Annotated in this window: 21 protein-coding genes; 7 read left to right on the top strand and 14 right to left on the bottom strand. The window is 68.7% G+C overall.

The window, feature by feature from the left end; genetic code table 11:
- The first annotated feature begins 217 nt into the window (after positions 1 to 217).
- A complete protein-coding gene (locus ACQEVY_RS28615; protein WP_432952254.1) occupies positions 218 to 1489 on the top strand; it encodes an LCP family protein in 1272 nt (423 codons plus the stop codon).
- A 76-nt stretch (positions 1490 to 1565) separates the two neighbouring features.
- On the opposite strand, the gene ACQEVY_RS28610 is transcribed toward ACQEVY_RS28615, so the two are convergent.
- The 3 genes from ACQEVY_RS28610 to ACQEVY_RS28600 form a co-directional block, all read right to left on the bottom strand.
- A complete protein-coding gene (locus tag ACQEVY_RS28610) occupies positions 1566 to 1931 on the bottom strand; it encodes a four-helix bundle copper-binding protein (RefSeq protein WP_328771118.1) in 366 nt (121 codons plus the stop codon).
- A 147-nt stretch (positions 1932 to 2078) separates the two neighbouring features.
- Complete coding sequence (locus ACQEVY_RS28605; RefSeq protein ID WP_328771117.1) at positions 2079 to 2495, bottom strand: VOC family protein; 417 nt, start codon at positions 2493 to 2495, stop codon at positions 2079 to 2081.
- Positions 2496 to 2505: 10 nt separating this feature from the next.
- Positions 2506 to 2880 carry a helix-turn-helix transcriptional regulator gene (locus tag ACQEVY_RS28600; RefSeq protein ID WP_328774249.1) on the bottom strand — a complete coding sequence of 125 codons (375 nt, stop codon included), beginning with the start codon at positions 2878 to 2880 and terminating at the stop codon, positions 2506 to 2508.
- A 294-nt stretch (positions 2881 to 3174) separates the two neighbouring features.
- Here ACQEVY_RS28600 and ACQEVY_RS28595 point away from each other — a divergent pair, with 294 nt between their 5' ends.
- Entirely contained in the window at positions 3175 to 5565 is a 2391-nt protein-coding gene (locus ACQEVY_RS28595; protein ID WP_432952253.1) for an ATP-binding cassette domain-containing protein, read from the top strand.
- Between the two features lie 88 nt (positions 5566 to 5653).
- Here ACQEVY_RS28595 and ACQEVY_RS28590 read toward each other — a convergent pair whose 3' ends face one another.
- Positions 5654 to 6316 (bottom strand): response regulator, encoded by a 663-nt coding sequence (locus ACQEVY_RS28590; protein WP_432952252.1) that lies wholly within the window; start codon positions 6314 to 6316, stop codon positions 5654 to 5656.
- Positions 6313 to 7476, bottom strand: a complete 1164-nt coding sequence (locus ACQEVY_RS28585; protein ID WP_432952251.1) for a sensor histidine kinase — start codon at positions 7474 to 7476, stop codon at positions 6313 to 6315. The genes ACQEVY_RS28590 and ACQEVY_RS28585 overlap by 4 nt, the downstream gene beginning before the upstream one ends.
- 713 nt (positions 7477 to 8189) lie before the next feature.
- Between ACQEVY_RS28585 and ACQEVY_RS28580 the strand changes: the two genes are divergently transcribed.
- Complete coding sequence (locus tag ACQEVY_RS28580; RefSeq protein ID WP_432952250.1) at positions 8190 to 9770, top strand: alpha/beta hydrolase; 1581 nt, start codon at positions 8190 to 8192, stop codon at positions 9768 to 9770.
- Positions 9771 to 9872: 102 nt separating this feature from the next.
- The gene (locus ACQEVY_RS28575) at positions 9873 to 10484 is read left to right on the top strand and encodes a DUF998 domain-containing protein (RefSeq protein ID WP_432952249.1); all 612 of its coding nucleotides are present in this window, start codon (positions 9873 to 9875) and stop codon (positions 10482 to 10484) included.
- A 54-nt stretch (positions 10485 to 10538) separates the two neighbouring features.
- Here the strand turns inward: ACQEVY_RS28575 and ACQEVY_RS28570 are convergent, their stop codons facing one another.
- Entirely contained in the window at positions 10539 to 11882 is a 1344-nt protein-coding gene (locus ACQEVY_RS28570) for a UDP-glucose dehydrogenase family protein (protein WP_432952248.1), read from the bottom strand.
- 225 nt (positions 11883 to 12107) lie between these two features.
- On the opposite strand from ACQEVY_RS28570, the gene ACQEVY_RS28565 reads away from it, so the two are divergent.
- The 3 genes from ACQEVY_RS28565 to ACQEVY_RS28555 all read left to right on the top strand — a co-directional run bounded on the left by ACQEVY_RS28565 (position 12108) and on the right by ACQEVY_RS28555 (position 15028).
- The gene (locus ACQEVY_RS28565) at positions 12108 to 13265 is read left to right on the top strand and encodes an acyl-CoA dehydrogenase (protein WP_432952247.1); all 1158 of its coding nucleotides are present in this window, start codon (positions 12108 to 12110) and stop codon (positions 13263 to 13265) included.
- A 115-nt stretch (positions 13266 to 13380) separates the two neighbouring features.
- Entirely contained in the window at positions 13381 to 14016 is a 636-nt protein-coding gene (locus ACQEVY_RS28560; protein ID WP_432952246.1) for a hypothetical protein, read from the top strand.
- A 76-nt stretch (positions 14017 to 14092) separates the two neighbouring features.
- Positions 14093 to 15028 (top strand): tyrosine-type recombinase/integrase, encoded by a 936-nt coding sequence (locus tag ACQEVY_RS28555; protein ID WP_432952245.1) that lies wholly within the window; start codon positions 14093 to 14095, stop codon positions 15026 to 15028.
- Positions 15029 to 15086: 58 nt separating this feature from the next.
- Here the strand turns inward: ACQEVY_RS28555 and ACQEVY_RS28550 are convergent, their stop codons facing one another.
- The 8 genes from ACQEVY_RS28550 to ACQEVY_RS28515 form a co-directional block, all read right to left on the bottom strand.
- On the bottom strand, positions 15087 to 16415 hold the full coding sequence (locus ACQEVY_RS28550; RefSeq protein ID WP_432952244.1) for an RNA polymerase sigma factor: 1329 nt from the start codon (positions 16413 to 16415) through the stop codon (positions 15087 to 15089).
- Positions 16416 to 16477: 62 nt separating this feature from the next.
- Positions 16478 to 17026 (bottom strand): YciI family protein, encoded by a 549-nt coding sequence (locus ACQEVY_RS28545; protein ID WP_432952243.1) that lies wholly within the window; start codon positions 17024 to 17026, stop codon positions 16478 to 16480.
- A gap of 37 nt (positions 17027 to 17063) precedes the next feature.
- Positions 17064 to 18053 (bottom strand): LCP family protein, encoded by a 990-nt coding sequence (locus ACQEVY_RS28540; protein WP_432955440.1) that lies wholly within the window; start codon positions 18051 to 18053, stop codon positions 17064 to 17066.
- A 287-nt stretch (positions 18054 to 18340) separates the two neighbouring features.
- On the bottom strand, positions 18341 to 19369 hold the full coding sequence (locus ACQEVY_RS28535; protein ID WP_432952242.1) for a LacI family DNA-binding transcriptional regulator: 1029 nt from the start codon (positions 19367 to 19369) through the stop codon (positions 18341 to 18343).
- Between the two features lie 156 nt (positions 19370 to 19525).
- Positions 19526 to 21754 (bottom strand): glycoside hydrolase family 3 N-terminal domain-containing protein, encoded by a 2229-nt coding sequence (locus ACQEVY_RS28530; RefSeq protein WP_432952241.1) that lies wholly within the window; start codon positions 21752 to 21754, stop codon positions 19526 to 19528.
- 55 nt (positions 21755 to 21809) lie between these two features.
- Positions 21810 to 22574 (bottom strand): carbohydrate ABC transporter permease, encoded by a 765-nt coding sequence (locus ACQEVY_RS28525; protein ID WP_328774246.1) that lies wholly within the window; start codon positions 22572 to 22574, stop codon positions 21810 to 21812.
- Between the two features lie 158 nt (positions 22575 to 22732).
- Complete coding sequence (locus tag ACQEVY_RS28520) at positions 22733 to 23749, bottom strand: carbohydrate ABC transporter permease (protein ID WP_432952240.1); 1017 nt, start codon at positions 23747 to 23749, stop codon at positions 22733 to 22735.
- Between the two features lie 9 nt (positions 23750 to 23758).
- On the bottom strand, positions 23759 to 25051 hold the full coding sequence (locus ACQEVY_RS28515; RefSeq protein WP_432955438.1) for an extracellular solute-binding protein: 1293 nt from the start codon (positions 25049 to 25051) through the stop codon (positions 23759 to 23761).
- Positions 25052 to 25230 lie beyond the last annotated feature (179 nt).

The following is a 25230-nucleotide window of genomic DNA, read 5'->3' as shown; positions in this document are numbered from 1 at the left end:
CGGCTCGCGAAACGATCGCGCTTGACCGGAAGTGACCGCCCGGCTTGTTCGACCTGACCGGAATATTGCGTTCCGGTCGAGGAGACTGTTCTGTCCTGCCGTTTCTCTTTATGTCAGTCTCTGCAAGGTCCGGTTTGCATCAGCTTTGCAACGGGGGTGGTGTGATTTTCCGTGGACTCTTGTAAGCCGGACAGCTGAGCACTGCACACTGGGGCGCATGAACAATTGGCCCGAGGGATGGCACGGAGACAACGGCGGCGACCGTTACGGCCGCGGCAGCGCGAGCGCCCAGCCCGAGGGCGCCCGCGTGATGCGACAGGTGGGGCGCGGCCCGGGAGTGGGCCCGTCGGCGCCGCCACGGGGCGGGGTTCCACCGCAGCCCACCTACGACGACGGCTACGGGCACCCCGACGACAACTTCAACAGCGACTACAACACCGGCCAGGTGTACGGCTCGCCGGGCGGCGGAGGGCCCGACGGACCGGGGCCCCGCGGCCACCGTCCCGCGCCGAACTGGGGCCGCCGGATCAAGTGGACCGCGATAACCGTGGTCGTACTGCTGGTCGTGGTCTCCATCGGTACGTACTTCTGGGCCGACTCGAAGCTCAAGCGCGAGGTCGACCTGTCCAAGGTGATCGAGCGGCCCGAGGCGGGCGAGGGCACGAACTACCTGATCGTCGGCTCCGACAGCCGCGAGGGCCTGTCCGCCGAGGAGAAGAAGCGGCTCCGTACGGGCTCCGCCGAGGGCAAACGCACGGACTCGATGATGATCCTGCACGTCGGCGACAACGGGAACACGATGATCTCGCTGCCGCGTGACTCGAACGTCGAGATCCCGACGTTCGTCGGTTCCGAGTCCGGAAAGACCTACGAGGGCACCGGCCGCCAGACCAAGCTGAACGCGGCGTACGCGGAGGACGGCCCCGAGCTGCTCGTGCGTACCGTCGAGGCCAACACGGGCCTGCGCATCGACCACTACGCGGAGATCGGCTTCGCCGGCTTCGCGAAGATCGTCGACGCGATCGGCGGCGTGGAGATGACGATCCCCGAGGGCGGCATGAAGGACCCCAAGTCCGGCGCCGACTTCGAGGCGGGCAAGCAGACCCTCAACGGCGAGCAGTCGCTGGCCTTCGTCCGTACGCGGTACGCGCTCAAGGGCAGCGACCTGGACCGGACGAAGAACCAGCAGAAGTTCCTCTCGGCCCTCGCCAGCCAGACGGCGACGCCGTCCACGGTCATGAACCCCTTCAAGCTCTACCCGACCATGGGCGCCGGCCTCGACACCCTCACGGTCGACAAGGACATGTCCCTGTGGAACCTGGCCTCCATGTTCTGGGCCATGAAGGGCGTCACCGGCGGCGAGGGCAAGTCCATGAACATGCCCATCTCCGGCAACGCCGCCAACGGCAACCTCCAGTGGGACGAGGCCAAGCTCAAGACCCTGGTGGAGCAGCTGAAGAACGACGAGAAGGTGACGGTCACGGAGTAAGGGCCCCAAGGGCTCGTACGGCGAAGCCCGCTTCGCAGGCACCTGACGGGTGTCTGGGAAGCGGGCTTTCGCGTGTTCAGGCCGTGGCGCCGGACATCGCGCGGCAGGTCTGCGCGCAGCGGCGACACGCCTCGGCGCAGCGCATCATCTGCGCGTCGTCCGGCATCGCCATACACGCCTCCGCGCACATCTCGCACGCCCGCGCGCACATGGCGCACATCTCGGCCGACATCGGCGACCTGCGCATCATCATGTCCGCGCACATACGGGTCATCTCGGAGCAGTCGATGAGCGCGCGCATGATCTGCATCTGGGCCTGGCCGCCCATCTGCATGCAGGTGCTCATGGTCTCCTCGCACACGTTGTGGCACGTCATGCACGCCTCGACGCAGTCCTGCATCTCCTTGCTCATCGGGCTCATGGTCTCGGGCTGCTGCTGCATGGCTCCTCCTAGAGGGGGCGGGGTCCCAGGGGCGGGTCCCCATGCCCTTCCGTGGTACGCCTGCTGCCCACCGCGCGCCATCCGGCGGACGCCACCAATCCACCACAAAGCCCGCCAAGGCCTCTCAAGAGCACACTTGCCGTGCAGTCACTCCTTGCGCGGCTGGTTGAAACGCAGCATGTTGCCGGCGGGGTCGCGGAAGGCGCAGTCGCGGACGCCGTACGGCTGGTCCATCGGCTCCTGCAGCACCTCGCCGCCCGCGGAGCTGATGCGCTCGAAGGCGGCGTCGACGTCGTCCGTCACGAAGATGACGCCGCGCAGCAGGCCCTTGGCCATCAGCTCCGCCAGGGCTTGTTTGTCGGCCGGTGAGGTGCTCGGGTCGGCGGCGGCCGGTTCCAGGACGATATTCACGTCCGGCTGGGTGGGCGAGCCGACGGTCACCCAGCGCATCCCCTCGAAGCCGACGTCATTGCGTACCTCGAGGCCGAGTACGTCGCGGTAGAAGGCGATCGCCTTGTCGTGGTCGTCGACGGCGATGAAGCATGTGGAGAGTTTGATGTCCATGCCGTTCACGCTACGACCGGGCGGCTGGAGGTGCTTCTCCATTCCTGACCGGTCTGGTGTGGATCTTGGCGATACAGGCCGGGATGGCCGCGCCGTCGTCATGGTTACGGGCCCGGTAGGCGCTCGGGCTCTCACCGACCAGCTCGCTGAAGCGCGAGCTGAACGACCCCAGCGACGTACAGCCGACCGCGAAGCAGACCTCGGTCACCGAGAGGTCGCCGCGCCGCAGCAGCGCCTTGGCGCGCTCGATGCGGCGGGTCATCAGATAGCTGTACGGGGTCTCCCCGTAGGCGGCGCGGAAGCTGCGGGAGAAATGGCCCGCCGACATCAGGGCGTCCCGCGCCAAGGCCGGGACGTCGAGCGGCTCGGCGTAGTCGCGGTCCATACGGTCGCGGGCGCGCCGCAGGCGGACAAGGTCGTCGAGATCCGGCCGTTTCACCCGGCCAGTTTCCCATGGTGGGCGGCCGGACCGGTCAGGAATCGAGAAGCGCGGGCAGCCGGGCCGCTCATAGCCTGTGGATTGCGGCGAACCGTTGCCGTGCACAGCGCCGACGAAGTAGAACCAGACGTACTGCCAGAAAGCCGATCAGATCGAGCCGGGGCGACGCCGACCGAGACCACGTCGACGGCCCGTCCAGCAGAAGCCCCTCACAGGGGTCCAACAGAAGACGGAGACACGATGAACAGGGCCACAAGCACGGGCACGCAGTCGCCTGCGCCGCACGTCGCCGACAGCCACGATCTGATCCGCGTGCACGGCGCGCGCGAGAACAACCTCAAGGACATCAGCGTCGAGCTCCCCAAGCGCCGGCTGACGGTGTTCACCGGCGTCTCCGGCTCGGGCAAGAGCTCGCTGGTCTTCGCCACGATCGCCGCCGAGTCGCAGCGGATGATCAACGAGACGTACAGCGCCTTCCTGCAGGGCTTCATGCCGAACCTGGCCCGGCCCGACGTCGACGTACTCGACGGTCTCACCACCGCGATCATCGTCGACCAGGAGCGGATGGGCGCCAATTCCCGCTCCACGGTCGGCACCGCCACCGACGCCAACGCGCTGCTGCGCATCCTGTTCAGCCGGCTCGGCAAGCCGCACATCGGCTCGCCCCAGGCGTTCTCGTTCAACGTCGCCTCGATCAGCGGGAAGGGCGCCGTCACGATCGAGACCGGTGCCGGCAAGAAGGTGGAGCGGCGCAGCTTCTCGATCACCGGCGGCATGTGCCCGAAGTGCGAGGGCACAGGCCGGGTCACCGACTTCGACCTGACCGCGATGTACGACGACAGCAAGTCGCTGAACGAAGGCCCGTTCAAGGTTCCCGGTTACAGCGCCGACGGCTGGTACGGCCGTATCTACAGCGGCTGCGGCTTCTTCGACCCGGACAAGCCGATCCGCGAGTTCACCGAGCGCGAGCTGCACGACCTGCTCTACAAGGAGCCGACCAAGATCAAGGTCGAGGGCATCAACCTGACGTACGAAGGTCTGATCCTCAAGCTGCAGAAGTCGATGCTGGCCAAGGACCGGGAGGCGATGCAGCCGCACATCCGGGCCTTCGTGGACCGAGCGGTCACCTTCACCGCCTGCCCCGAGTGCGACGGCACCCGGCTCAGCGAAGCGGCCCGGTCCTCGAAGATCAAGGGGATCAGCATCGCCGACGCCTGCGCGATGCAGATCAACGACCTGGCCAAGTGGGTGGGCGGCCTCGACGAACCGTCGGTCGCGCCGCTGCTCGGCACGCTGCGGCACACCCTCGACTCGTTCGTGGAGATCGGCCTCGGCTATCTCTCGCTCGACCGGCCCGCGGGCACGCTGTCGGGCGGCGAGGCCCAGCGTACGAAGATGATCCGCCACCTCGGCTCCTCGCTCACGGACGTCACGTACGTCTTCGACGAGCCCACCATCGGCCTGCACCCGCACGACATCCAGCGGATGAACAACCTGCTGCTGCGGCTGCGGGACAAGGGCAACACCGTGCTCGTCGTGGAGCACAAGCCGGAGACGATCGCGATCGCCGACCATGTCGTGGACCTCGGCCCCGGCGCCGGTACGGCGGGCGGCACCGTCTGCTTCGAGGGCACCGTCGAAGGGCTGCGGGGCAGCGACACCATCACCGGCCGCCATCTCGACGACCGGGCCACCCTCAAGGAGACGGTCCGCAAGCCCACCGGCGCGCTGGAGATCCGCGGCGCGAGCGCGAACAACCTGCAGAACGTCGACGTCGACATCCCGCTCGGCGTACTGACCGTCGTGACCGGCGTCGCCGGCTCCGGCAAGAGTTCGCTCGTACACGGGTCGATCCCGGCCGGCGCGGGCGTGGTGTCGATCGACCAGGGCGCGATCAAGGGCTCGCGACGCAGCAACCCGGCGACGTACACCGGACTGCTCGACCCGATCCGCAAGGCCTTCGCCAAGGCCAACGGCGTGAAACCGGCCCTGTTCAGCTCCAACTCCGAAGGCGCCTGCCCGACTTGTAACGGCGCCGGCGTCATCTACACCGAGCTCGGCGTGATGGCCACCGTCGCCACCCCCTGCGAGGAGTGCGAGGGCAAGCGATTCCAGGCCTCGGTCCTCGAGTACCGCCTCGGCGGCCGCGATATCAGCGAAGTCCTCGCGATGCCCGTGACCGAGGCCGAGGAGTTCTTCAGCACCGGCGAGGCCCGCACTCCGGCCGCGCACAAGATCCTCGACCGCCTCGCCGACGTAGGCCTCGGCTATCTCACCCTCGGCCAGCCCCTCACCACCCTCTCCGGCGGCGAACGCCAACGCCTCAAGCTGGCCACCCACATGTCCGAGAAGGGCGGCACCTACATCCTCGACGAACCCACCACCGGCCTCCACCTCGCCGACGTCGAGCAACTCCTCGGCCTCCTCGACCGCCTGGTCGACTCCGGCAAGTCGGTCATCGTCATCGAACACCACCAGGCGGTCATGGCCCACGCCGACTGGATCATCGACCTGGGGCCGGGCGCGGGCCACGACGGCGGCCGGGTCGTCTTTGAAGGCACTCCGGCCGACCTGGTCGCGGCGCGGTCGACTCTTACAGGGGAGCATCTGGCGGAGTATGTGGGCGGCTGAGGCGGGCCTCCACGGACCACGAACCGCTGCTACCTGATTCAGCGTCAGCCCAGCCCGTTTTCTGTAGGGCACGGCAGGCCGAACGCCCTCACGCCGGGCGGATGAGGCGGGTCTCGTAGGCGAAGACGACGGCCTGGACACGATCGCGCAGTTCCAGCTTCATCAGAATCCGGCTCAGGTGTGTCTTGACGGTGGCTTCCGCGAGGTACAGACGGGCGGCGATCTCGGTGTTCGACAGGCCGCGGCCGACGTGGATGAGCACTTCACGCTCGCGGGAGGTGAGCCGCTGCAGTCGCTCATCCACGTCGGCGCCGCCGTCGCCGGGGAGTTGGTCGGCGAAGTTCTCCAGCAGACGGCGGGTGATCCGAGGGGAGACCACCGCATCGCCCGCGGCGACGCTGCGGATCGCGGTGAGCAGTTCGTCGGGCCGGGCGTTCTTGAGGAGGAAGCCGGATGCGCCGGCCTTGAGAGCGGCGAAGGCGTATTCATCGAGGTCGAACGTGGTGAGGATGAGCACCCGGGTCGTCGGGGAATCCTTGATGATCCGGCGCGTTGCCTCGATGCCGTCGGTTCCGGGCATGCGTACGTCCATCAGAACGACATCGGGGCGCAGTTGCCTTGCGAGCCGGATGGCATCGGCGCCGTCGCCGGCCTCTCCGGCGGGTTCCATGTCCGGTTGGGCCTCCAGGATCATGGTGAACGCCATACGGAGCAGTGATTCGTCGTCGACGAGCAGGACACGGATCGTCATGAGGCGTCGTCCTCGGCTGCGGCGAGCGTGATGTGGGCCGCAACGCGCCAGCCACCGCCCGGGAGAGGGCCGGCCTGGAGGTACCCGCCGTAGGCAGCCGCGCGCTCACGCATGCCTGCGATCCCGTGCCCGGCTGACGGACCGGGGACTCGCGTGGTGTTGCCGTCATCGGTGACCTCGATGGCGACGGCTTCAGGGGAGAAGCGCACCCGCACGTCGGCGCGGGTGCCGGGTGGCGCGTGCTTGAGCGTGTTGGTCAAGGCTTCCTGCACCAGCCGGTAGACGGTGAGTTGTGCGGTGGCGGGGACCGGGTCGGGGTCGCCTTCCAGGCCGAGGCTGGTCCGCAGCCCGGCTGCGCCCATCTGGTCGACGAGGGACTGCAACTGTGCGATGCCGGGCAACGGGTGGCGCTGCGCATCCGGTTCGTCGGCGCGCAGGACGCCGAGGGAGCGCCGCATGTCGGTGAGAGCCTGCCGCCCGGTGTCGGAGATCTGCTGCATGGCGCCGGTCGCTTTGCCGGGTGAGCGGAACTGCGCGAAGACCGCGGCGTCGGCGAGCGCGACCATGGCGGACAGATTGTGGGTGACGATGTCGTGCATCTCGCGGGCGATACGGGCCCGCTCTTCGGCCACGGCGAGCTGGGCCTGTTGGTCCCGTTCACGCTCCAGGCGTACGGCGCGATCCTCCAGGGACGCGAGGTAGACACGTCTGACCCTGATGTTCGTACCCGTGACGGCGACGGCGGTGGCGAGAGCGGTCAGGAAGAGGACGGGGACGAGGAAGCGGCCCTCGGGTGCCCAGCGAGCGGAGGCCAGCAGGATGCCGCCTTCGAGGACGGCTCCGGCCAGCAGCAGGTGCTGCCAGGGAGAGCGCACGGCCACCGTGTACAGGGCGACCAGCAGCGCCACATCGGCCAGCACCGGCTGAACGCCGACGAGCCACTGGCCGAAGGCGGCGGCGGCAACCGCGCCGAACACCGCGAGGGGCGCTCGGCGCCGCCACACCAGGGGCAGGAGCAGCGCCACCGGAAGGATCAGGGATTCCGGGCGGGCCTTGAGATCCAGCCCGGGCCCGACACTCAGGACGAAGAGCAGGGACACCAGCAACGCGTCGAACGCGACGGGTGGGAGCTGGGCCCGCAGCAGTTGTACGGGCCGCACTGAGCGCGCGGAAGCGAAAGCGGCGTTCCTCAAGAGGTGCCCGTCCACTGTCGGCCGGCGAGCCGGGGCACGGCGCCGTGCTGGTGCTGGTGCCGGCGGACGGCGCCCGGGAATGGCACCCCGTTTCCGGAGCGGGAATCCGCCGTCGGTGCCGCCGTCACGGCCACCCCTTTCACCACGCGTCCCGTCGTTCGAGTGCCACCGCGGCCCCGGCGAGGACTACCGCCGCATACAGACAGAACACCGTGAACCCCGCCCCTGGCGCCAACATAGTCGACTCAACTCGCCGCCACGCTAGGCCTCCGGACCCGGCAAGGGCTTGAGCCCACGAGCTGACACCACCTCAGCGGAACTACAACCCCAGGTGGAACGCTCTACGCCCACAGGTGTAGCGAGGCGGGCCGAGCCGGACCGACCGCGTCAACTCGCAGTCGTACACAGGCTTCCCGGACGCCGCTCGCCCGGAGCGGCCAAGTCCGGGAGAAATTGCCGGTCATAGGCCTGCTGAACGGTTGACCGCTCTCCGAAGCACACCGAGACCACGCAGGGTCGGGGAACCGGACCGGGAGCTGACGCGCCGGGCTGACCGAGCGGCCTAGCTTCGGGCACTGGGCGGTGCGGCCCGTGATCCCGACCGGTCGTGGACGCCGCCGGAACAGACGCCGATGCGCCGTGACCAGCCGTCGTGTCCCAGACAACCCAGAGGAGAGTCGATGCGTCGACGAAGGATGGCCATGGCCGGTGCCGCGGTGGCCCTGGCGGGCAGTGCAGTGATCGCCGTGCAGGCGGGTGCCGGTCCGGCCCCGACGAAGGGGGGCAGCCATGCTCCGGACGAGGGGCTGAACCGGTTCCAGCAGCAGAGCGTCGAGTGGCACCGCTGCCGGACCGGCCCGGACGACGCGATCGGCAAGGAACTCGACGACGCGAAGGCCCAGTGCGCCGAGGTCACCGTGCCGTTGGACTACAGCAACCCGGACGGACGGACCATCAAGGTCGCGATGTCCCGGCTGAAGGCCACCGATCCCGAACACCGGAGGGGGACGCTCCTGTACAACCCCGGCGGCCCCGGAGTTCCGGCGATGTACCTCGCGCTGATGGTCAAGCAGGCCGAGCCCACGGTCTCGGCCCGGTACGACCTGATCGGGATGGACCCCCGGTTCGTCGGGCGCAGTACCCCCCTGAACTGCAAGTGGCCCACCGTCAGCATCGGCTCCGCCGGACCTGACCGGCGCACCTTCAACCGGAGCGTGGCCCTCTCCAAAGACCTGGCGGCCCGCTGCGCCGGCCACCGGGATGTGCTGCCCCACGCGTCCACCCGCAACACGGCCCGGGACATGGACGTGATCCGGGCAGCCCTCGGCGAATCGAAACTGTCCTACCTCGGCTCGTCGTACGGCACCTACCTGGGCCAGGTCTACCTGCAGATGTTCCCCCGCCGCGCCGACAGGGTCGTACTCGACAGCGCCTTGAACCCCGACCTCTTCGGCCCCGACCTGTCATCCACGCAGGGCCCGGCCGTGAACGCGACTCTGCGGAACTGGGCAGCCTGGGCGGCCGGCCACCACGACCGCTACCACCTGGGCGCCACCACCGCCGAGGTCATGGCCACCATGGACCGGATCAACCAGGCCGCCACCCGCGGCCCGTTGCGCGTGGGCAGCCACAAGGTCGACAGCCGGCTGCTCCCCCAGATCCTGTGGAGCGTCACCGGTGGGGACAGCGAGCAGGCATACGCCGACTACGCGGCCGACGTCCGGGCCCTGAGCGACGCCGCTCGTGGTCTCGAGGTCACGCCCCCCAAGGCCCTGGATGAGGCCCTGACCGATCTGTCCACCTCTACGGATGCGGACGGAACGTTCAGCGTCCAGACGGCGATCCAGTGCGCGGACCGCGCCGTGTCCCGCGACCCCGAGACCTACTACCGGGACATCCAGGCCCACCGGGCGGACGAGCCGCTGTTCGGACCGCTGACCCGCAACATCAGCCCCTGCTCATTCTGGCCGACCGCCCCGGCGGAACCTCCCACGAAGGTCCACAACGCTGTCCCGGTCCTGATGGTGGGCGCCACCGGCGACCCGGCGGCCGTCTACCCGGGCCAGCAGGTCGCGCACCGGGCCTTGACCGGCTCCCGCCTGGTCACCCTGCGCGGCGCCTTCCGCCACACCGTCTACGCGGGACTCTTCGCCCCCCAGAACAAGTGCATCGACGACACCGTCAACCGCTACCTGATCGACGGCAAACTGCCCAGCACGGATACCACCTGCCCAGTCATGCCATCGCCCAGCGATGGCTGAGCTGGACCAGCGAAACGAACCCGTCGGCGCTCCAGTTGCCGCAGACAATCCCTCCCGTCAATACAAGTTGACAATCCCATGCTGTCAATCTAAGTTGACAGTATGGGGAATCAAGTCCTTCTGGCCTGCGGGGTACTTGCCGGCCCTCTCTTCAGCGCCACGTATCTGCTGGCAGGCGCCACACGGGCGGACTACAAGCCACTGCGACATCCCGTCAGTTCGCTCACCCTCGGCCACGCGAGTTGGGCGCAGACGGTCAGTTTTCTCTGCGCCGGCTTGCTGTCGCTGGCCTTCGCCGCGGGCCTGTGGCAGATCGGGCATTCCCGCTGGGGCGCGCTACTGATCGGCGTATGGGGCATCGGCCTGCTGGGTGCGGGCACCTTCCGGACCGACCCTGTGCGCGGCTACCCTCCCGGCACTCCTGATCAACTCCAGCGCCCCACCCGCGCCGGAGCCCTGCACGATCTGCTCTCCCTCATCGCCTTCCTAGCCCTTGCCGCGGCCTGCCTCGTACTTGCCTCACAAGGCTCACTGGGGTGGACCATCTACTCGATCGCCAGCGCCGTGCTCTTCGCGGCAACCATGATTCTGGCGAATGCCGCGTTCAGCCATAGCCAACGCCTGGCCGCCACAGGCGGGTTGATCCAGCGCGTCTCCATCACGATCGGCTGGACCTGGCTGACGCTGCTCGCCCTCCGGACTTTGCACGCCTGACCGGACCTCGGTAAGTCCGGTCAGGCCCCAGGTGGCCGGGCGTGAACGAGACCGTCAAGCCGACGGACGCCCCATCGCCCGGTACGTCCAGCCGGCCGCGCGCCACACCGCCGGGTCCAGGGCGTTCCGCCCGTCCAGGACAAGGCGGCGCGATACGGCCTCGCCCAGCACCGCCGGGTCCAGTTCCCGGAACTCGCGCCACTCGGTGAGATGCAGGACGACATCGGCGCCCCGTACGGCCTCGATCGCGGAATCGGCGTATCCGAGCGTCGGAAAGAGCCGCTGCGCGTTCGCCATCCCCTTCGGGTCGTACACCGTGACCTGGCCGCCCTGAAGGTGGATCTGCCCGGCGACATTCAGCGCCGGCGAATCCCGTACGTCATCGGAGTCCGGCTTGAACGTGGCGCCCAGCACCGCCACCCGCTTCCCCAGGAACGAGCCGCCCCCCAGCGCCTGACGCGTCAGCTCGACCATCTGCCCGCGCTGCCGCATGTTGATGGAGTCGATCTCGCGCAGGAACGTCAGCGCCTGGTCGGCCCCCAGCTCGCCCGCCCGCGCCATGAACGCCCGGATGTCCTTCGGCAGACAACCGCCGCCGAAACCGATTCCCGCGCGCAGGAACTTCTTCCCGATCCGGTCGTCGTAGCCGATCGCCTCCGCCAGCTTGGCGACGTCGCCGCCCGAGGCCTCGCACATCTCGGCCATGGCGTTGATGAACGAGATCTTGGTGGCGAGGAACGAGTTCGCCGAGGTCTTCACCAGCTCGGCGGTCGGGAAGTCCGTCACCACGAAGGGCGTGCCCTCGGCCAGCGGCGTCGCGTACACCTCGCGCAGCAGCTTCTCCGCGCGCTCGCTGCGCACACCGGCGACGATCCGGTCGGGGTGCAGCGTGTCCTTGACGGCGAAGCCCTCGCGCAGGAACTCGGGGTTCCAGGCGAGTTCGGCGTCCTCGCCCGCGGGCGCGAGTTCGGCCAGCGTACGGGCGAGCCGGTCCGCGGAGCCGACGGGCACCGTCGACTTGCCGACGACCAGGGCGGGGCCCTTCAGATGCGGGGCGAGCGAGGTGAAGGCGGCATCGACGTACGACATGTCACATGCGTACTCGCCATGCTTCTGCGGTGTGTTCACGCATACGAAGTGGATGTCACCGAACTCCGCGACCTCGGCATAGTCCGTCGTGAAGCGCAGCCGCCCGCTGGTGCCCTCGAACCCGGCGACATGCTTGCGCAGCAAGTCCTCCAGACCAGGTTCGTAGATCGGGACCTCGCCCCGCTGAAGCATCTCGATCTTCTCGGGAACGACATCGAGGCCAAGTACCTCGAAGCCGAGTTCGGCCATGGCCGCGGCGTGCGTGGCGCCGAGATAGCCGGTGCCGATCACGGTGATCTTCAGGGCCATGGGTGCTCCAGTAGGTGGCGGGCCGGGTGCGCTGCCTGAGCATAGTCGGGGGTGGCGGGGGCTGGCTGGCGGCTCATCGGGCAACTCTCCCTTGCCGTCCCCGGTTGTTTGTCTGCTCCTGTTTATCTGTCCCGCTGTCGCGAAGCTCACGTATCACTAGCGTGATTGGGCCCCTAAAATTTGAGTTACTTAACGGTAATTAGCGTCCTTGGAGCGTGAGATACCTTGGCCGGATCGGCTGATTTCGACCTGTACCGCCCGTCCGAGGAGCACGACATGCTCCGCGATACGGTCCGCGCCCTCGCGGAGGCGAAGATCGCGCCGTACGCCGCCGCGGTCGACGAGGAATCCCGCTTCCCGCAGGAGGCCCTGGACGCCCTCGTCTCCTCCGATCTGCATGCCGTCCACGTACCGGAGAGCTACGGCGGCGCGGGCGCGGACGCGCTGGCCACCGTGATCGTGATCGAGGAGGTGGCCCGCGTCTGCGCCTCCTCGTCCCTGATACCGGCCGTGAACAAGCTTGGCTCGCTCCCGGTGATCCTCTCCGGCTCGGAGGACCTCAAGAAGAAGTACCTGGGCCCGCTGGCCGCCGGCGACGGGATGTTCTCGTACTGCCTCTCCGAGCCGGACGCGGGCTCGGACGCGGCGGGCATGAAGACGAAGGCGGTGCGGGACGGCGACTCGTACGTCCTCAACGGCGTGAAGCGCTGGATCACGAACGCGGGCGTGAGCGAGTACTACACGGTGATGGCCGTCACCGACCCCACCAAGCGCTCGAAGGGCATCTCGGCCTTCGTCGTGGAGAAGTCGGACGAGGGCGTCTCCTTCGGCGCGCCGGAGAAGAAGCTCGGCATCAAGGGCTCGCCGACGCGCGAGGTGTACCTGGACGACGTCCGCATCCCCGCCGACCGCATGATCGGCGACGAGGGCACGGGCTTCGCGACGGCGATGAAGACCCTGGACCACACCCGCATCACCATCGCCGCCCAGGCCCTCGGCATCGCCCAGGGGGCACTGGACTACGCCAAGGGCTACGTCCAGGAACGCAAGCAGTTCGGCAAGGCGATCGCCGACTTCCAGGGCATCCAGTTCATGCTCGCCGACATGGCCATGAAGATCGAGGCCGCGCGTCAGTTGACGTATGCGGCTGCCGCCAAGTCCGAGCGCGGCGACGCGGATTTGACCTTCCAGGGGGCGGCGGCGAAGTGCTTCGCTTCGGATGTGGCGATGGAGGTCACGGTCGATGCAGTCCAGCTCCTGGGCGGGTACGGGTATACGCGGGACTACCCGGTGGAGCGCATGATGCGGGACGCCAAGATCACGCAGGTGTATGAGGGGACCAACCAGATCCAGCGGATCGTGATGGCGCGCAACCTGCCGTAATCGCTAGTGAGTTGACTGTCGAAGGGCGCCCACCTATTGGGCGCCCTTCACTCTTTCCGGTTAATGGAGACATGAAACATGGCATGAACCGTGTTTCGCGTCTTAATGTTCTGGCGTGGCCGGGGGCTTCCCGGCACACGGTGGCCGTCGTATGCCGCGCTACTTTCGACTTGTGACCAAAGCATCGTCAGGTGGGGAACTGCCCGAAGGATGGCGTCTGGACGGGGACCGACTCGTCCACGAGGCCGAGTTGCATGGCTGGAAACTGACCGTCGTGAGCTTCCTCGATGCGCCATGGGACGGCCCGACAAGCCTCTGCATCGAACCACCTGATGATCCAGACGTCACGGTCGGGACGGATGGCATCACGGCGGAGCTCATGCGATCGATCTCCCTCGCGGAGATCCGCAGGACGGCGAAGGAACTGCGGGCGCGTCTGGGGCACTCGGCTGGCGAGACCGCCGTTGCGGCGGTGCTTCACCGCGTTGAGACAGAGCGGGAATACGCCCTGATGGCGCGTGAGTACGTGCACTTGGTGCAGCAGGGGTACCGCAGCCCCATCACGCGACTGGCGTCTGCGTGGGGGCTGAGTCGGAACACCATCAGCGGCCGCGTGCGGCGGGCGCGTGCCATGGGCTTCCTCGACGGGCCGCCGGGTAAACCCGCGGACCGCCTGACCGACAAGGCCAGGCGGCATCTGGAGGGGGACGATGCATGTGACTCGGAACGGGGCCGGATCGGCGAACGGTGAGCCGCTCGTGGTGGTCTTTGAGCGATGGGCCACTACGAGAGGGGTGGAGAACAGCAGCGTCAAGCAGTATCGGACGATGCTGGACAGGACAGTGGCGCCGTTCTTCGGAGCCGACGGCATCAGAGCCGTTACCTCGTCTCAGATCGAGAAGTGGGTGGAGTGGATGGTCCACTCACGTGGCTACAAGCCCGCCACCATCCGATTCCGCTTCAACATCCTCAGGGGGGTGTTCAGTTGGGCCATGGAGCAGGAGTTGGCCGACACCAACCCGTGCAAGCCAGTGGCTCTCCCTGTCAGCAGCGCTCGTACATACAGGGACCAACGCGCGGAGGTCCACATTCCGAGCACGGAGACCGTACTTGCTGTCATCGCCGCTGCCCCGGAGCGGTACCGGGGGATGCTGTGGCTGATGGCGGGCTGTGGGCTGCGGCTCGGCGAGTCCATGGGGCTCGGCCGTGACCGGATCTCCTTCTCCGACCGGCTGGTCACCGTCGACCGGCAAGTCGCCTGCGACCGGGACACCGGATCGGGACGGTACGGCAGCATGCGGCTGCGTCACGTCAAATGGCGTGAGGACGGGGAGCGCGGCCGTCGCGTCCCGCTGCCCGATGTGGTGGCATTGGCCCTACGCCGTCATCTCAGGGACTATGCCACCTGGGGTGAAGAGGAACTGCTGTTCAGCAACGTGACAGGCACAGGACTGCTTTACACGTACTACTGGTACGGCAGGATCTGGCGTCCCACTCTCGCCGCAGCAGGCGTCGACTATTTCAAGCCGCACAGCCTCAGGCACTTCTATGCTGCCTCCCTGCTCAGCCAAGGGGTGTCGATCACCGAGGTCTCGGCTTGGCTGGGCCACACATCGGTGAGCTTCACCGAGCGGTACTACTCGGACCTGATGCCGGACGCCCCTGACCGCGCGCGGCTTGCGATCGACGGAGCCTTGGGGTCTGGCGAGCAGGATGCTGCCACCCGTGGAATGCCCGGACTCCGCGGAGTGGCGTCCGCGTAGCGAGCCAGTGTGAGCTGCCGAACTGCCAGCCGCGAAGACTGCTTTCCAGAGGGAGCGCTCAGCCGCATTCGTTGGCCCGCGCCAGCAACAACCCCCGCTCCCGCTCATTGCGCGTAAGCGCCGCCGCCCGCTCGAACTCCTCCCGCGCCTCGGCCATACGCCCTACGCGGGCCAGCAGATCGCCGCGCACGCTCGGCAGCAAGTGGTAGTCGCGCAGGGCGGGTTCGGCGGTCAGGGCGTCGACGATGGTGAGGGCCGGTTCGGGGCCCTCGGCCATGGAGACGGCGACCGCGCGGTTCAGTTCGACGACGGGGGACGGTGTGCGGGCGGCGAGGAGGCCGTACAGGGTGGCGATGCGGCTCCAGTCGGTCTCCTCGTACGTGTAGGCGTGGGCGTGGCAGGCGGCGATGGCGGCCTGGAGGACGTACGGGCCCGGACCGCCGCCGGTGGCGACCGACTCGGCGCGGGCGAGGGCGGCGAAACCTCGGCGGATCAGCATGCGGTTCCAGCGGGACCGGTTCTGGTCCGCCAGCAGCACCGGCTCGCCCGACGGCCCGGTACGCGCGGCCGAGCGTGACGCCTGGAGCTCCAACAGCGCGGCCAGACCGTGCACTTCGGGTTCCTTCGGCATCAACTCGGCCAGTACGCGGGCGAGCCGCAACGCGTCCTCGCACAGCGCCGGGCGCAGCCAGTCGTCGCCGGCGGTGGCCGCGTACCCCTCGTTGAAGATCAGGTAGATGACCTCGAGTACGGACCCGAGCCGGGCCTCGCGCTCCGGCCCGTACGGAACCTCGAAGGCGACGCCCTTCGTGGCCAGCGTCCGCTTGGCGCGGACGATGCGCTGGGCGATGGTCGCCTCGGGAACGAGGTAGGCGCGGGCGATCTCGGCGGTGGTCAGTCCACCGAGCAGGCGCAGGGTGAGGGCGATGCGGGCCTCTGCCGAGAGGACGGGGTGGCAGGCGGTGAAGACCAGCCGCAGCAGGTCGTCGTCGATGTCGTCGGGGTCGGATGGTTCGTCGACGTGGCCGTGCGGCGCGGAGGTCTCCAGGTCACGGCCCATCTCCTCCAACTTGCGGGCGTACCGTTCCCGCCGCCGGACGAGATCGATCGCCCGGTGCTTGGCCGTCGCCGTGAGCCAGGCCCCGGGGTTGTCCGGGACGCCGTCGCGCGGCCACTGCTCCAGGGCGGCGACCAGGGCGTCCTGCGCGAGTTCCTCGGCGATTCCGACGTCCCGCACGATGCGGGCGACGCCGGCGATGATGCGGGGCGACTCGATACGGAAGACGGTTTCGATGGTGCGCTGGGCAGCGCCTTCATCGCCGGGAGCGGCGCTGCCGCCGACCGGGCTCGCGGGGTCTGTCGGCTGATCTGTCGACTCTGGTCTCACGCCACACCATCAGACACCCACGAGCCCGTACGGCCAAGCTCAGGCAGACGGATCTTGGTTCATCACCGCCGCCCGCCGAACTCCCACTCGTGCACCTCGATATCGGCGTACCGGTCCGCGGTCAGTACGGCTCGTGCCGTGTCCGAGTCCGGGGCGCAGACCAGTGCTGCCGTGCCCAGCCAGGTGGTGTCGTCGTCGGACAGCAGGGGCCCGTACGCGATCAACTCATCCCGGTTGGGCGGGGCTACGAGGTCGGCGGGCTGCCCCGCGCTGAGACCGAGGACCAGGTAGCGGTTGCCGCCCTCCCGGCCGCCGGGGAAGTCCCACATCGTGCGGCCCAGCAGGTTGCGCCAGCGGCGTAGGAGTACGTCTCGGTATGCGCCGGCCTGGTAGTTGGGCTCGTCGAAGGCGAAGGCGCGGGCGGCTGCGGGGTCCGGCACGTCGACTATGTGGACGCTGCCGGTGGGCGTTTCGCCGTCGGCGGCGAAGGTCGGGCCGCGGGCGATCAGCTGCGTCGCGTAGCCGTCCATGTAGGACCAGTGGTCTTCCTGCAGTTCATGGCGCAGCTTGAGGGAGCCGGGCCGGTCGCGGTGGTAGCAGAAGAACTCCATGCCACAGACTCTCAGGGGCGCGCCCGCCAGAGGCACTTCACCTCAGCGACTCCCACAATTGCGTCGCCTCCGGCTCGTCCGCGATCACTCGGTTGCGGTCGAAGGGGGCCGGGAGTACCGGCATTGTCACCGTTCTGGTGGCGGCCGAGGACAAGCCGTTCAGGCTGCGGCCCAGGCTCATCAGCTCGGTCAGGGAGTCGAGGCCCGTGTCCGTGGTGAGGCTGCCGGTCAAGGTGTCGGCGACGTTGTAGAGCTTGGCCGGGTTGGTGAGGAGGTCGGTGGCGGAGATCTGGTCCAGCAGGGCCTTGACCAAGGTGTGCTGGAGGCCTATGCGGCCGAGGTCGCTGCCGTCGCCTATGCCGTGGCGGGTGCGGGCCAGGGCGAGGGCTTGCTCGCCGTCGAGGTGGTGGGTGCCCGCCTCGAGTTCGAGGTGGCTGTCCTCGTCGGAGATGTCCTCTTCCGTCGTCACCGTGACGCCGCCCAGTGCGTCCACCAGGTCCGCGAAACCGGCGAAGTCGATCTCTATGTAGTGGTCCATGCGGACGTTCGTCAGGGACTCCACCGTCTTGACCGCGCAGACCGGACCGCCCACGGAGTAGGCGCTGTTGAACATCGCGTTGTACGCCACCGACGTCGAACCGCCCGACTCCCGCGGGCAGGCCGGGCGTGTGACGAGCGTGTCGCGCGGGATGCTCACGATCGTCGCGCCCGTGCGGCCCTCGTCGATGTGGACGACCATCGCCGTGTCGGAACGGGCGCCGTCGCCTTCGCCGCCCCCTCCGAGCGTGGCGTTGCGTTCGCCGCTGCGTGAGTCCGAGCCGAGGACCAGGATGTTCAGCGCGCCGCTCGGCAGCGGGGAGGCGGCGCCGTCCGGTGTGACCATGGCGCGCGCGGGGCGGTCGTCGCCGAGCGCGCTGTTGATGTCGACGCTGTCGATGTTGCGGTTCAGGTGCCAGTACGCCCAGGCCGCGCCGGCGAGCGAGGCGACGAGCACGCAACCGAGCGCGATGGACGCGGCCTTGAGCAGCCGTGAGCGCCTGCCGGCACGGCGTCCTACGACGTCGCCGGAGGCGCCTCCGCGCCCGCCGTCGCCGTCGTCGTTCCCACCGCCGCTCCCGGCGTCAGCCCCGCCGCCGGTCCCGCCTTCGCCGTCTCCGCTCACAGAGAGGAACGTAAGTCCGAATTGTTACGGCGAGAAACCCCTAACCGCTTTTACTGAGGAAACTCTCATTTTTCGGTGGTTTTCTCTCAGGCTTTCGAAAGTTTCGCCACGCGCTGGTACATACGCCCCGGCCAGTACGTCTCGCCAGTCGGCTACGCCGAAGGCGCCCCCGTGCTGCTCCGCACCACCAGGCTTGTCGCCAGTTCCACCCTTGTCGCCGTCGTCGGCGGCTCCCCGCGTCCGAGGTCGAGGACGAGCCGGGCCGCCGCCTCGGCCATCTCCGTGAGGGGCTGGCGGACGGTGGTCAGCGGCGGGCCCACCCAGCGGGCGACCGGCAGGTCGTCGAAGCCGACGATGCTGAGGTCCTCGGGTAGGCGGAGCCCCAGCTCGCGGGCGGCTTCGTACAGCCCGAGCGCCTGGAGGTCGTTGCCCGCGAAGACGGCCGTCGGGCGGTCGGGCAGCTTCAGCAGTTCGAGCCCGAGGCGGTAGCCGGCCTCGTGGTGGAAGTCGCCGGTGCGGACCAGTGAGGGGTCGACGGGCAGCCCTGCCGTGTCCAGCGCGGCCCGGTAGCCGTCGAGTCGTGCCCGGCTGCACATCATCCGCGAGGGCCCGCTGATCACGCCGATGCGCCGGTGGCCGAGGTCCACGAGGTGGCGGGTCGCGGCCAGGCCGCCCTGCCAGTTGGTGGCGCCGACGGACGGTACGTCGTCGCCGGGGTCGCCGGCCGGGTCCATCACCACGAACGGGATGGAGCGGCTGGTCAGCAGCGCCCGCTGGGATTCGTCGAGTCCGCTCAGCACGAGGACGACACCGTGCGGGCGGCGGGCCGCGACCTGGTCGGCCCAGGTGCGGCCCGGGGTGAGGCGGCCCGCGCTCTCGGAGAGCACCACGCTCAGTCCCTCGTCCCGCGCGATGTTCTCGACGCCCCGGATGACTTCCAACGCCCAGGCGCTCTCCAGCTCATGGAAGACCAGGTCGATCAGCGGCGACCGGGACGCCTCGGCCCGGCGCCGCCGATAGCCGTGGTGCCGCAGCAGCTCCTCGACCCGCGTACGGGTCGCCGGAGCCACATCGGCGCGGCCGTTGAGCACCTTCGAAACAGTCGGAGCCGAGACTCCCGCCTCGCGGGCGATCTCGGCGAGCGTCGCGGACCGGGCCACGGCGGGATTCGGGTGAGTCATGGGCGCGATCGTATCCCTGCGCACCCTTCTGGCGAAGCCCCTTGACGGCTACACATTCCCGTAATATTCGATACCCAATTCGAAACATTCGGATAGCTTCGGAGGGGGCGGGAAGGACGAGCCTGAACAGGGAAAACGAGGCGCAGCCCGGCCCTCTCACTTCACCCGTACTTCGCACCGCATACGCCGCTCCCTGCCCACGACCCGCTCCGGCCCGGTCAGCGTGACCGGCACCGTATACCGCGCATCCCCCTCGGCGCAGGACGCGGCCAACCGCAGCTCCAGCGCTCCGGGTTCCACGATCCGGTTGCCGTCCGGCCCCGTGTACGCGGCCAGGTCCGCCGGAAACGTGAAATGGACCTCCGCCGACTCTCCCGCCTCCAGCGGCACCCGCGCATAGCCCACCAGTCGGGCCACGGGGCGGGCCACTTTGCCGACCGGGTCGTGGAGATAGAGCTGGACGAGCTCCGCGCCGGGCCGCGTGCCGGTGTTGCGCACCGTCAGACGCAGCGTGGTCTCGCCGTCCGTCGGGAACGCGTCGGCGTCGACCGCCGGCTCCTGCCAGTCGTACGTCGTGTAGGACAGCCCGTGTCCGAACGGGAACAGAGGTGTGGGGTCGAGGCTGCTGGCCTCTCCGCGTTGTCCGAGCGGCGGGGCGAGGTACGTCCAGGGCTGGCCGGCGGGGTCGCGCGGCACGCTCACGGGGAGCCTCCCGGACGGGTTGACCCGCCCCGACAGTACGCCCGCCACCGCGGGCCCTCCCTCCTCGCCCGGGAAGAAGGCCTGAACCACCGCGGCGCACCGGCCCGCCCAGCGTCCGAGTGCATAGGGGCGGCCCGAGAGCACGACCAAGACGACCGGCGTTCCGGATGCCAGCACCTTGTCCAGCAACGCGCCCTGTCCGTCGGGCAGTTCGAGGTCCGCCGCGTCGCAGCCCTCGCCCGACGTGCCGCGCCCGAACAGCCCCGACCGGTCGCCGACCGCGACCACGCACAGCTCGGCGGCCGCGGGATCGTCCACGAACTCCACGTCCGGCAGCTCCGCGCGCAGCGCTTCGAGCAGCGTCGGCACGGCGACCCCCATCGCAACCTCGGGGTGGTCGAGGAGGACGTGGCGGGGGAACGTGTAGCAGCCGAGCATGGCCGCCGGGTCGTCGGCGAGCGGGCCGAGAACCGCGATCCGCCGCGGTTCGGGGGTGAGCGGAAGTGTGCCGTCGTTGGACAGCAGAACGACCGACTCCTCCGCCAACTGCCTTGCCAGTACCCGCATGTGGGGTGGGTCGAGATCGACCGGGGCGGATGGTGACGCGGGCGGCGCCCAGTCGGGATCCAGCAGCCCCAGCTCGCATTTCTGCGTCAGAACGCGCAGCGCCGCCCGGTCCACCAGTTCCTCGTCGAGGGGTCCCGCTCCCATGCACCGGACCGCCGGCAGTTCCACGTCTACTCCCGCAGCGAGCGCGAGCGCCGCGGCTCCCGCCGGGGAGTCCACGAGTTGGTGCGCCGTCTCCAGGAAGGACACGCCGAAGTAGTCGGCGACGACGGTTCCCGTGAACTGCCAGTCGTCCCGGAGGAGTTCGGTGAGCAGCTGACGGTGCGCGTGCGCGGGCAGCCCGTCGATGTCGTTGTACGCCGCCATCACGGACCGTGCGCCGCCGTCCCGTAGGGCCATCTCGAACGGCGGCAGGATGACGTCCGCCAGTTCGCGCGGGCCGATCGACGCGGGCGCGTGGTTGCGGGCGCCGCGCGAGGCGGAGTACCCGGCGAAGTGTTTGAGCGTGGCGACGATGCCCGCCTCCTCGAGGCCCTGTACGTACGCGGTGCCGACGGTCGCCACGAGGTAGGGGTCCTCGCTGATCGACTCCTCCGTGCGGCCCCAGCGCGGATCCCGTACGACGTCGAGAACGGGAGCCAGCCCCTGGTGGATGCCGACCGACTTCATCGAGGCCCCGATCGCCGAGGCCATCTCCTTCACCAGGGCCGGGTCGAAGCTCGCGCCCCAGGCGAGCGGTGTGGGGAAGATCGTGGCCTGCCAGGCGGTGAAGCCGGTGAGGCACTCTTCGTGCGCGAGGGCGGGCAGCCGGAAGCGGTTCGCGCTGCGGACGCGTTCCTGGAGGGAGGCCAGGCGGGCGGCGCCCTCGGCCGGTTCGACCGGTGAGGTGCCGAAGGGGCGGGTCAGCTGGCCGAGGCCGTGTGGGAGCAGCTCGGTGAGGTCCACGTCCTCGGACAGGGCGTGCTGCAGCGGCGCCATGTCCCCGCCCGGGGTCTCGTTCGAGCCGGGCCAGACGCCGTAGAGCTGCGCGATCTTCTCCTGCGGGGTCATGCGGGCGAGCAGGTCGGCGGCGCGGACGCCTGCGGGCAGAGCGGGGTCCTGCCAAGGGTGGATCATGTAACTCCTCACATCCGTAAGGGGATCAAGGGGATTTCGTCCGCCGGGGTTCGGGTCAGCCCTTGGTCGCGCCGAGCGTGATGCCGCCGATCAGCTGGCGTTCGGCGACCGCGTAGAAGGCCAGGGCGGGTGCCATGGCGAGGACCAGGTACGCGAAGATGCGGGCCACATCGGAGGCGTACTGACCCTGGAACTGCTGGATGCCCACCGGGATCGTCCACCACGTGGGTTCGCTGAAGACGAGCAGCGGGAGCAGGAAGTTGTTCCAGCTCCCCACGATGGCGAGGACCGAGACCGTGCCGAGTGCCGGGCGGGCCAGCGGCAGCAGGATGCGCCAGAAGAAGCCGAAGGAGGAGCAGCCGTCGAGCGTGGCGGCCTCCTCCAGTTCCCCCGGTATCTCCCGGAAGAAGCCGCGCAGGATGACGATCGTGATGGGCAGGCCGAAGGCCGCCTGGGGCAGGATCACGCCCCACGGGTTGTCGAGGAGCCCGAAGGAGCGCAGCAGGACGAACAGCGGCAGGATCGCCACCGCGAAGGGGAACATCAGCCCCATGGTGAACAGGGTGAACAGCAACTCCCGTCCCCGGAAGGCGAATCGGGCCAGCGCGTACGCGGCGAGCGCCGCCGCCCCCACCGTCAGTACGGCGGTGGCCAGAGCGATCACGGTGCTGCTGCCGACGGCCCGCCAGAACGCGCCTGAGCCGAGCAGCGACGTGTAGTTCGAGGTCACCCACGGGTCCGGAAGGCCGAAGGTGTTGCTGGAGAGCTGGTCGGTCGATTTGAAGCCGGAGACGAGGGCGTACAGGAGCGGAGTGACCATGAACACTCCGACCAGCCACAGGATCCCGTACACGGGGATGGCGCGGAGCCTTCGGCGGCGTACGACGCTCTTGGGCACGTTCGTCTTCGGTGCGCTCGTCTTCGGCGCGTTCGTCTTCTGCATGTCCGTCTTCTGCATGTCCGTCTTCGCAACCGCGCTCATCGGTTACCTCGCATGGTGGTGATGGCTCCTTCGGTGTCGCGGCGCAGCACGAAGCGCTGGTAGGCGAGGGCGAAGACGAGGCTGATCAGGAACATCGCCACGCTGATGGCGCTGGCGTAGCCCATCTGGTAGCGCTTGAAGCCGTACTGGAAGAGGCTGATGACCATGGTCTCGGAGGCGTGGTCGGGACCGCCCGCCGTGATCACCCACACCAGGTCGAAGAGCTGGATGGCGCCGATCACGGCCAGGAAGACGCTGATCCGCAGCGTCGGCGCGAGCAGCGGCAGCGTGATGTGCCGGAAGCGCTGCCAGGTGCTCGCCCCGTCGATACGCGCCGCCTCGTGCAGCTCGGCCGGGATGCCCTGCAGGCCCGCCAGGTAGAGCATCATGTGGAAGCCGAAGTACTTCCACGTCATCACGAGGAACAGCGTGGGCAGCACGGTGTCCTGGCCCGCGAACCAGTCCCCGCCCAGACCGGCGAGCCCGACCGCACCGAGGACCTTGTCCGCGAGCCCCTCGTCCGGCGCGAAGATCATGCTGAACAGCACGCCGGTGATGACCTCGGACAGGATGTACGGCGCGAAGAACAGCATCCGGTAGACGGCCCGCCCGCGCAGCCTCTGGTTGAGCAGCACGGCCATGGCCAGCGCGAACGGCAGCTGGAGGACGATGGAGAACGCGATGAGCAGGAATCCGCGCCACAGGTCGCCCAGGAAGACCGGGTCGTCGAAGAGCCGCGTGTAGTTGTCGAACCCCACGTTGTCCGTGGGCGTATCGAATCCGCCCCAGTTGAAGAAGCTGATGTAGAACGCGTAGCCCATCGGCACAAGGACGAGCAGGCCGAACAGGACGAGGGCCGGGATCGTGAAGACGAAGGCCGAGAACCAGGCGCGCAGTCGGTGCAGGGCGGACGGCCGGGTCGTCGGTACGGGTGACTCGGGCGCCGCGCCAGGGGACTTGCCGAGCCCCGGCGCGTACGTCGATGTCGATGCGGTCGAGGTGGAGTGAGTCATTGACTGCCGCTAGCCCTCGCTCTTGGCGACCTGCGTGACCGAACGCGTCACCTGCTCGGGCGACTTGGAGCCCGCGATGAGCGCGGCGACGCTGTCGTTGATCTCCTGGCCGACAGCGGGGGCGTAGGCCTGGTCGAGGTAGAGCTGGAAGCCGGTGGACTTGCTGAGCGCGTCCGAGACGGCAATGAGGTTGGGGTCCGTCAGCGCACCCTGCGCGGCCTTGGACACCGGAACCAGACCGGTCTCCTTGACGAGCTTCTCCGCGAACTCCTGCTCCGCGAAGAACTTCAGGAACTCCACCGCGGCGTCCGGCGCCCCCTTGCGCACCGCGTGGCCGTTGCTCCCGCCGAACACGTCGGTGAGCGCGCCCTTGCCGCCCTCCACTTCGGGGAAGGAGAAGAAGCCGAGGTCCTTGCCGAGGCCCTTGCCCGCGTCCTCCTGGACGACCGGCGCCCACTGGCCCATGAGTTCCATGGCTGCCTTGCCGTTGCCCATCGTGGCCGCCTCACCGGTGGGCGTGGAGTAGGCGGCGCCGAGGAAGCCCTTCTGGAAGGGCTTCAGGGCGACGAGTTCCTCGACGTGCGCGCCGGCCTTGACGAAGTCCTCGCCGGTGAAGTCGGCGTCGTCGGCGGCTTTCTGCATCGCGTCGAGGCCGGCGACCCGCATCGAGAGGTACGCCCAGTAGTACATGCCCGGCCACTTCTCCTTGCCGGCCAGCGCGATGGGCGTGATCCCCTCGTCCTTGAGGGCCTTGACGGCGTCGAGGTAGCCGGACCAGGTGGTGGGCGGGGTGGCGATGCCGGCCTGCTTGAAGAGCGCCTTGTTGTACCAGAAGCCGACCATGCCGACGTCGAAGGGGACGGCGTACATCTTGTCGTCCAGCCGGAACGGCGCCACCGAGGCGGGCAGGTAGTCCTTCGTCCAGGAGGAGACCTTGTCCGACAGGTCCTCGACCAGACCGGCGTCGATCTGCTGCTGGAGCACACCGCCGCCCCAGGTGTGGAAGATGTCCGGCAGCTTGCCCGAGGCGGTCTGCGCGGTCATCTTCGACTTGTACGCCTCGTTCTCCAGCGTCACGATCTTGATCTTGACGTCGGGATGCGCGGCCTCGAACTCCTTGGCCCGCTGCGCCCACAGCTTCTTCGCGGGCTGGGTGGTGGTGATGTTCCACCACTCGATCTCGGTCTTGCCGGAGCTGTTTCCACCGCCCGAGGAACCGCACGCGCTCAGGGCGGCGGCCCCCAGGCCGGTCGCCGCGGAGGCCGCCAGGAACCCGCGGCGGGAGAGTGAGGTGTTACCCAACGCTCGCATCGCACACCTTCCGGAAGAGAGCCCGAAAATTATCGGTCGAGTTGCGCACGGAAGTTACGGGCGCGGCGACGGGTATGTCAACGCCCCTGACAAACATCGGAATTATCGAGACCCGGGCGATGCGAGACGGGGTGGATCGAGGCCGGGGGGATCGAGACGGGGTGGATCGA

This window comes from Streptomyces sp. CA-288835 (genome assembly GCF_050936385.1).
Lineage (GTDB): Bacteria > Actinomycetota > Actinomycetes > Streptomycetales > Streptomycetaceae > Streptomyces.
The sequence above is the reverse complement of the archived record's forward strand: the minus strand, read 5'-3'. Positions and strand labels throughout refer to the sequence as shown.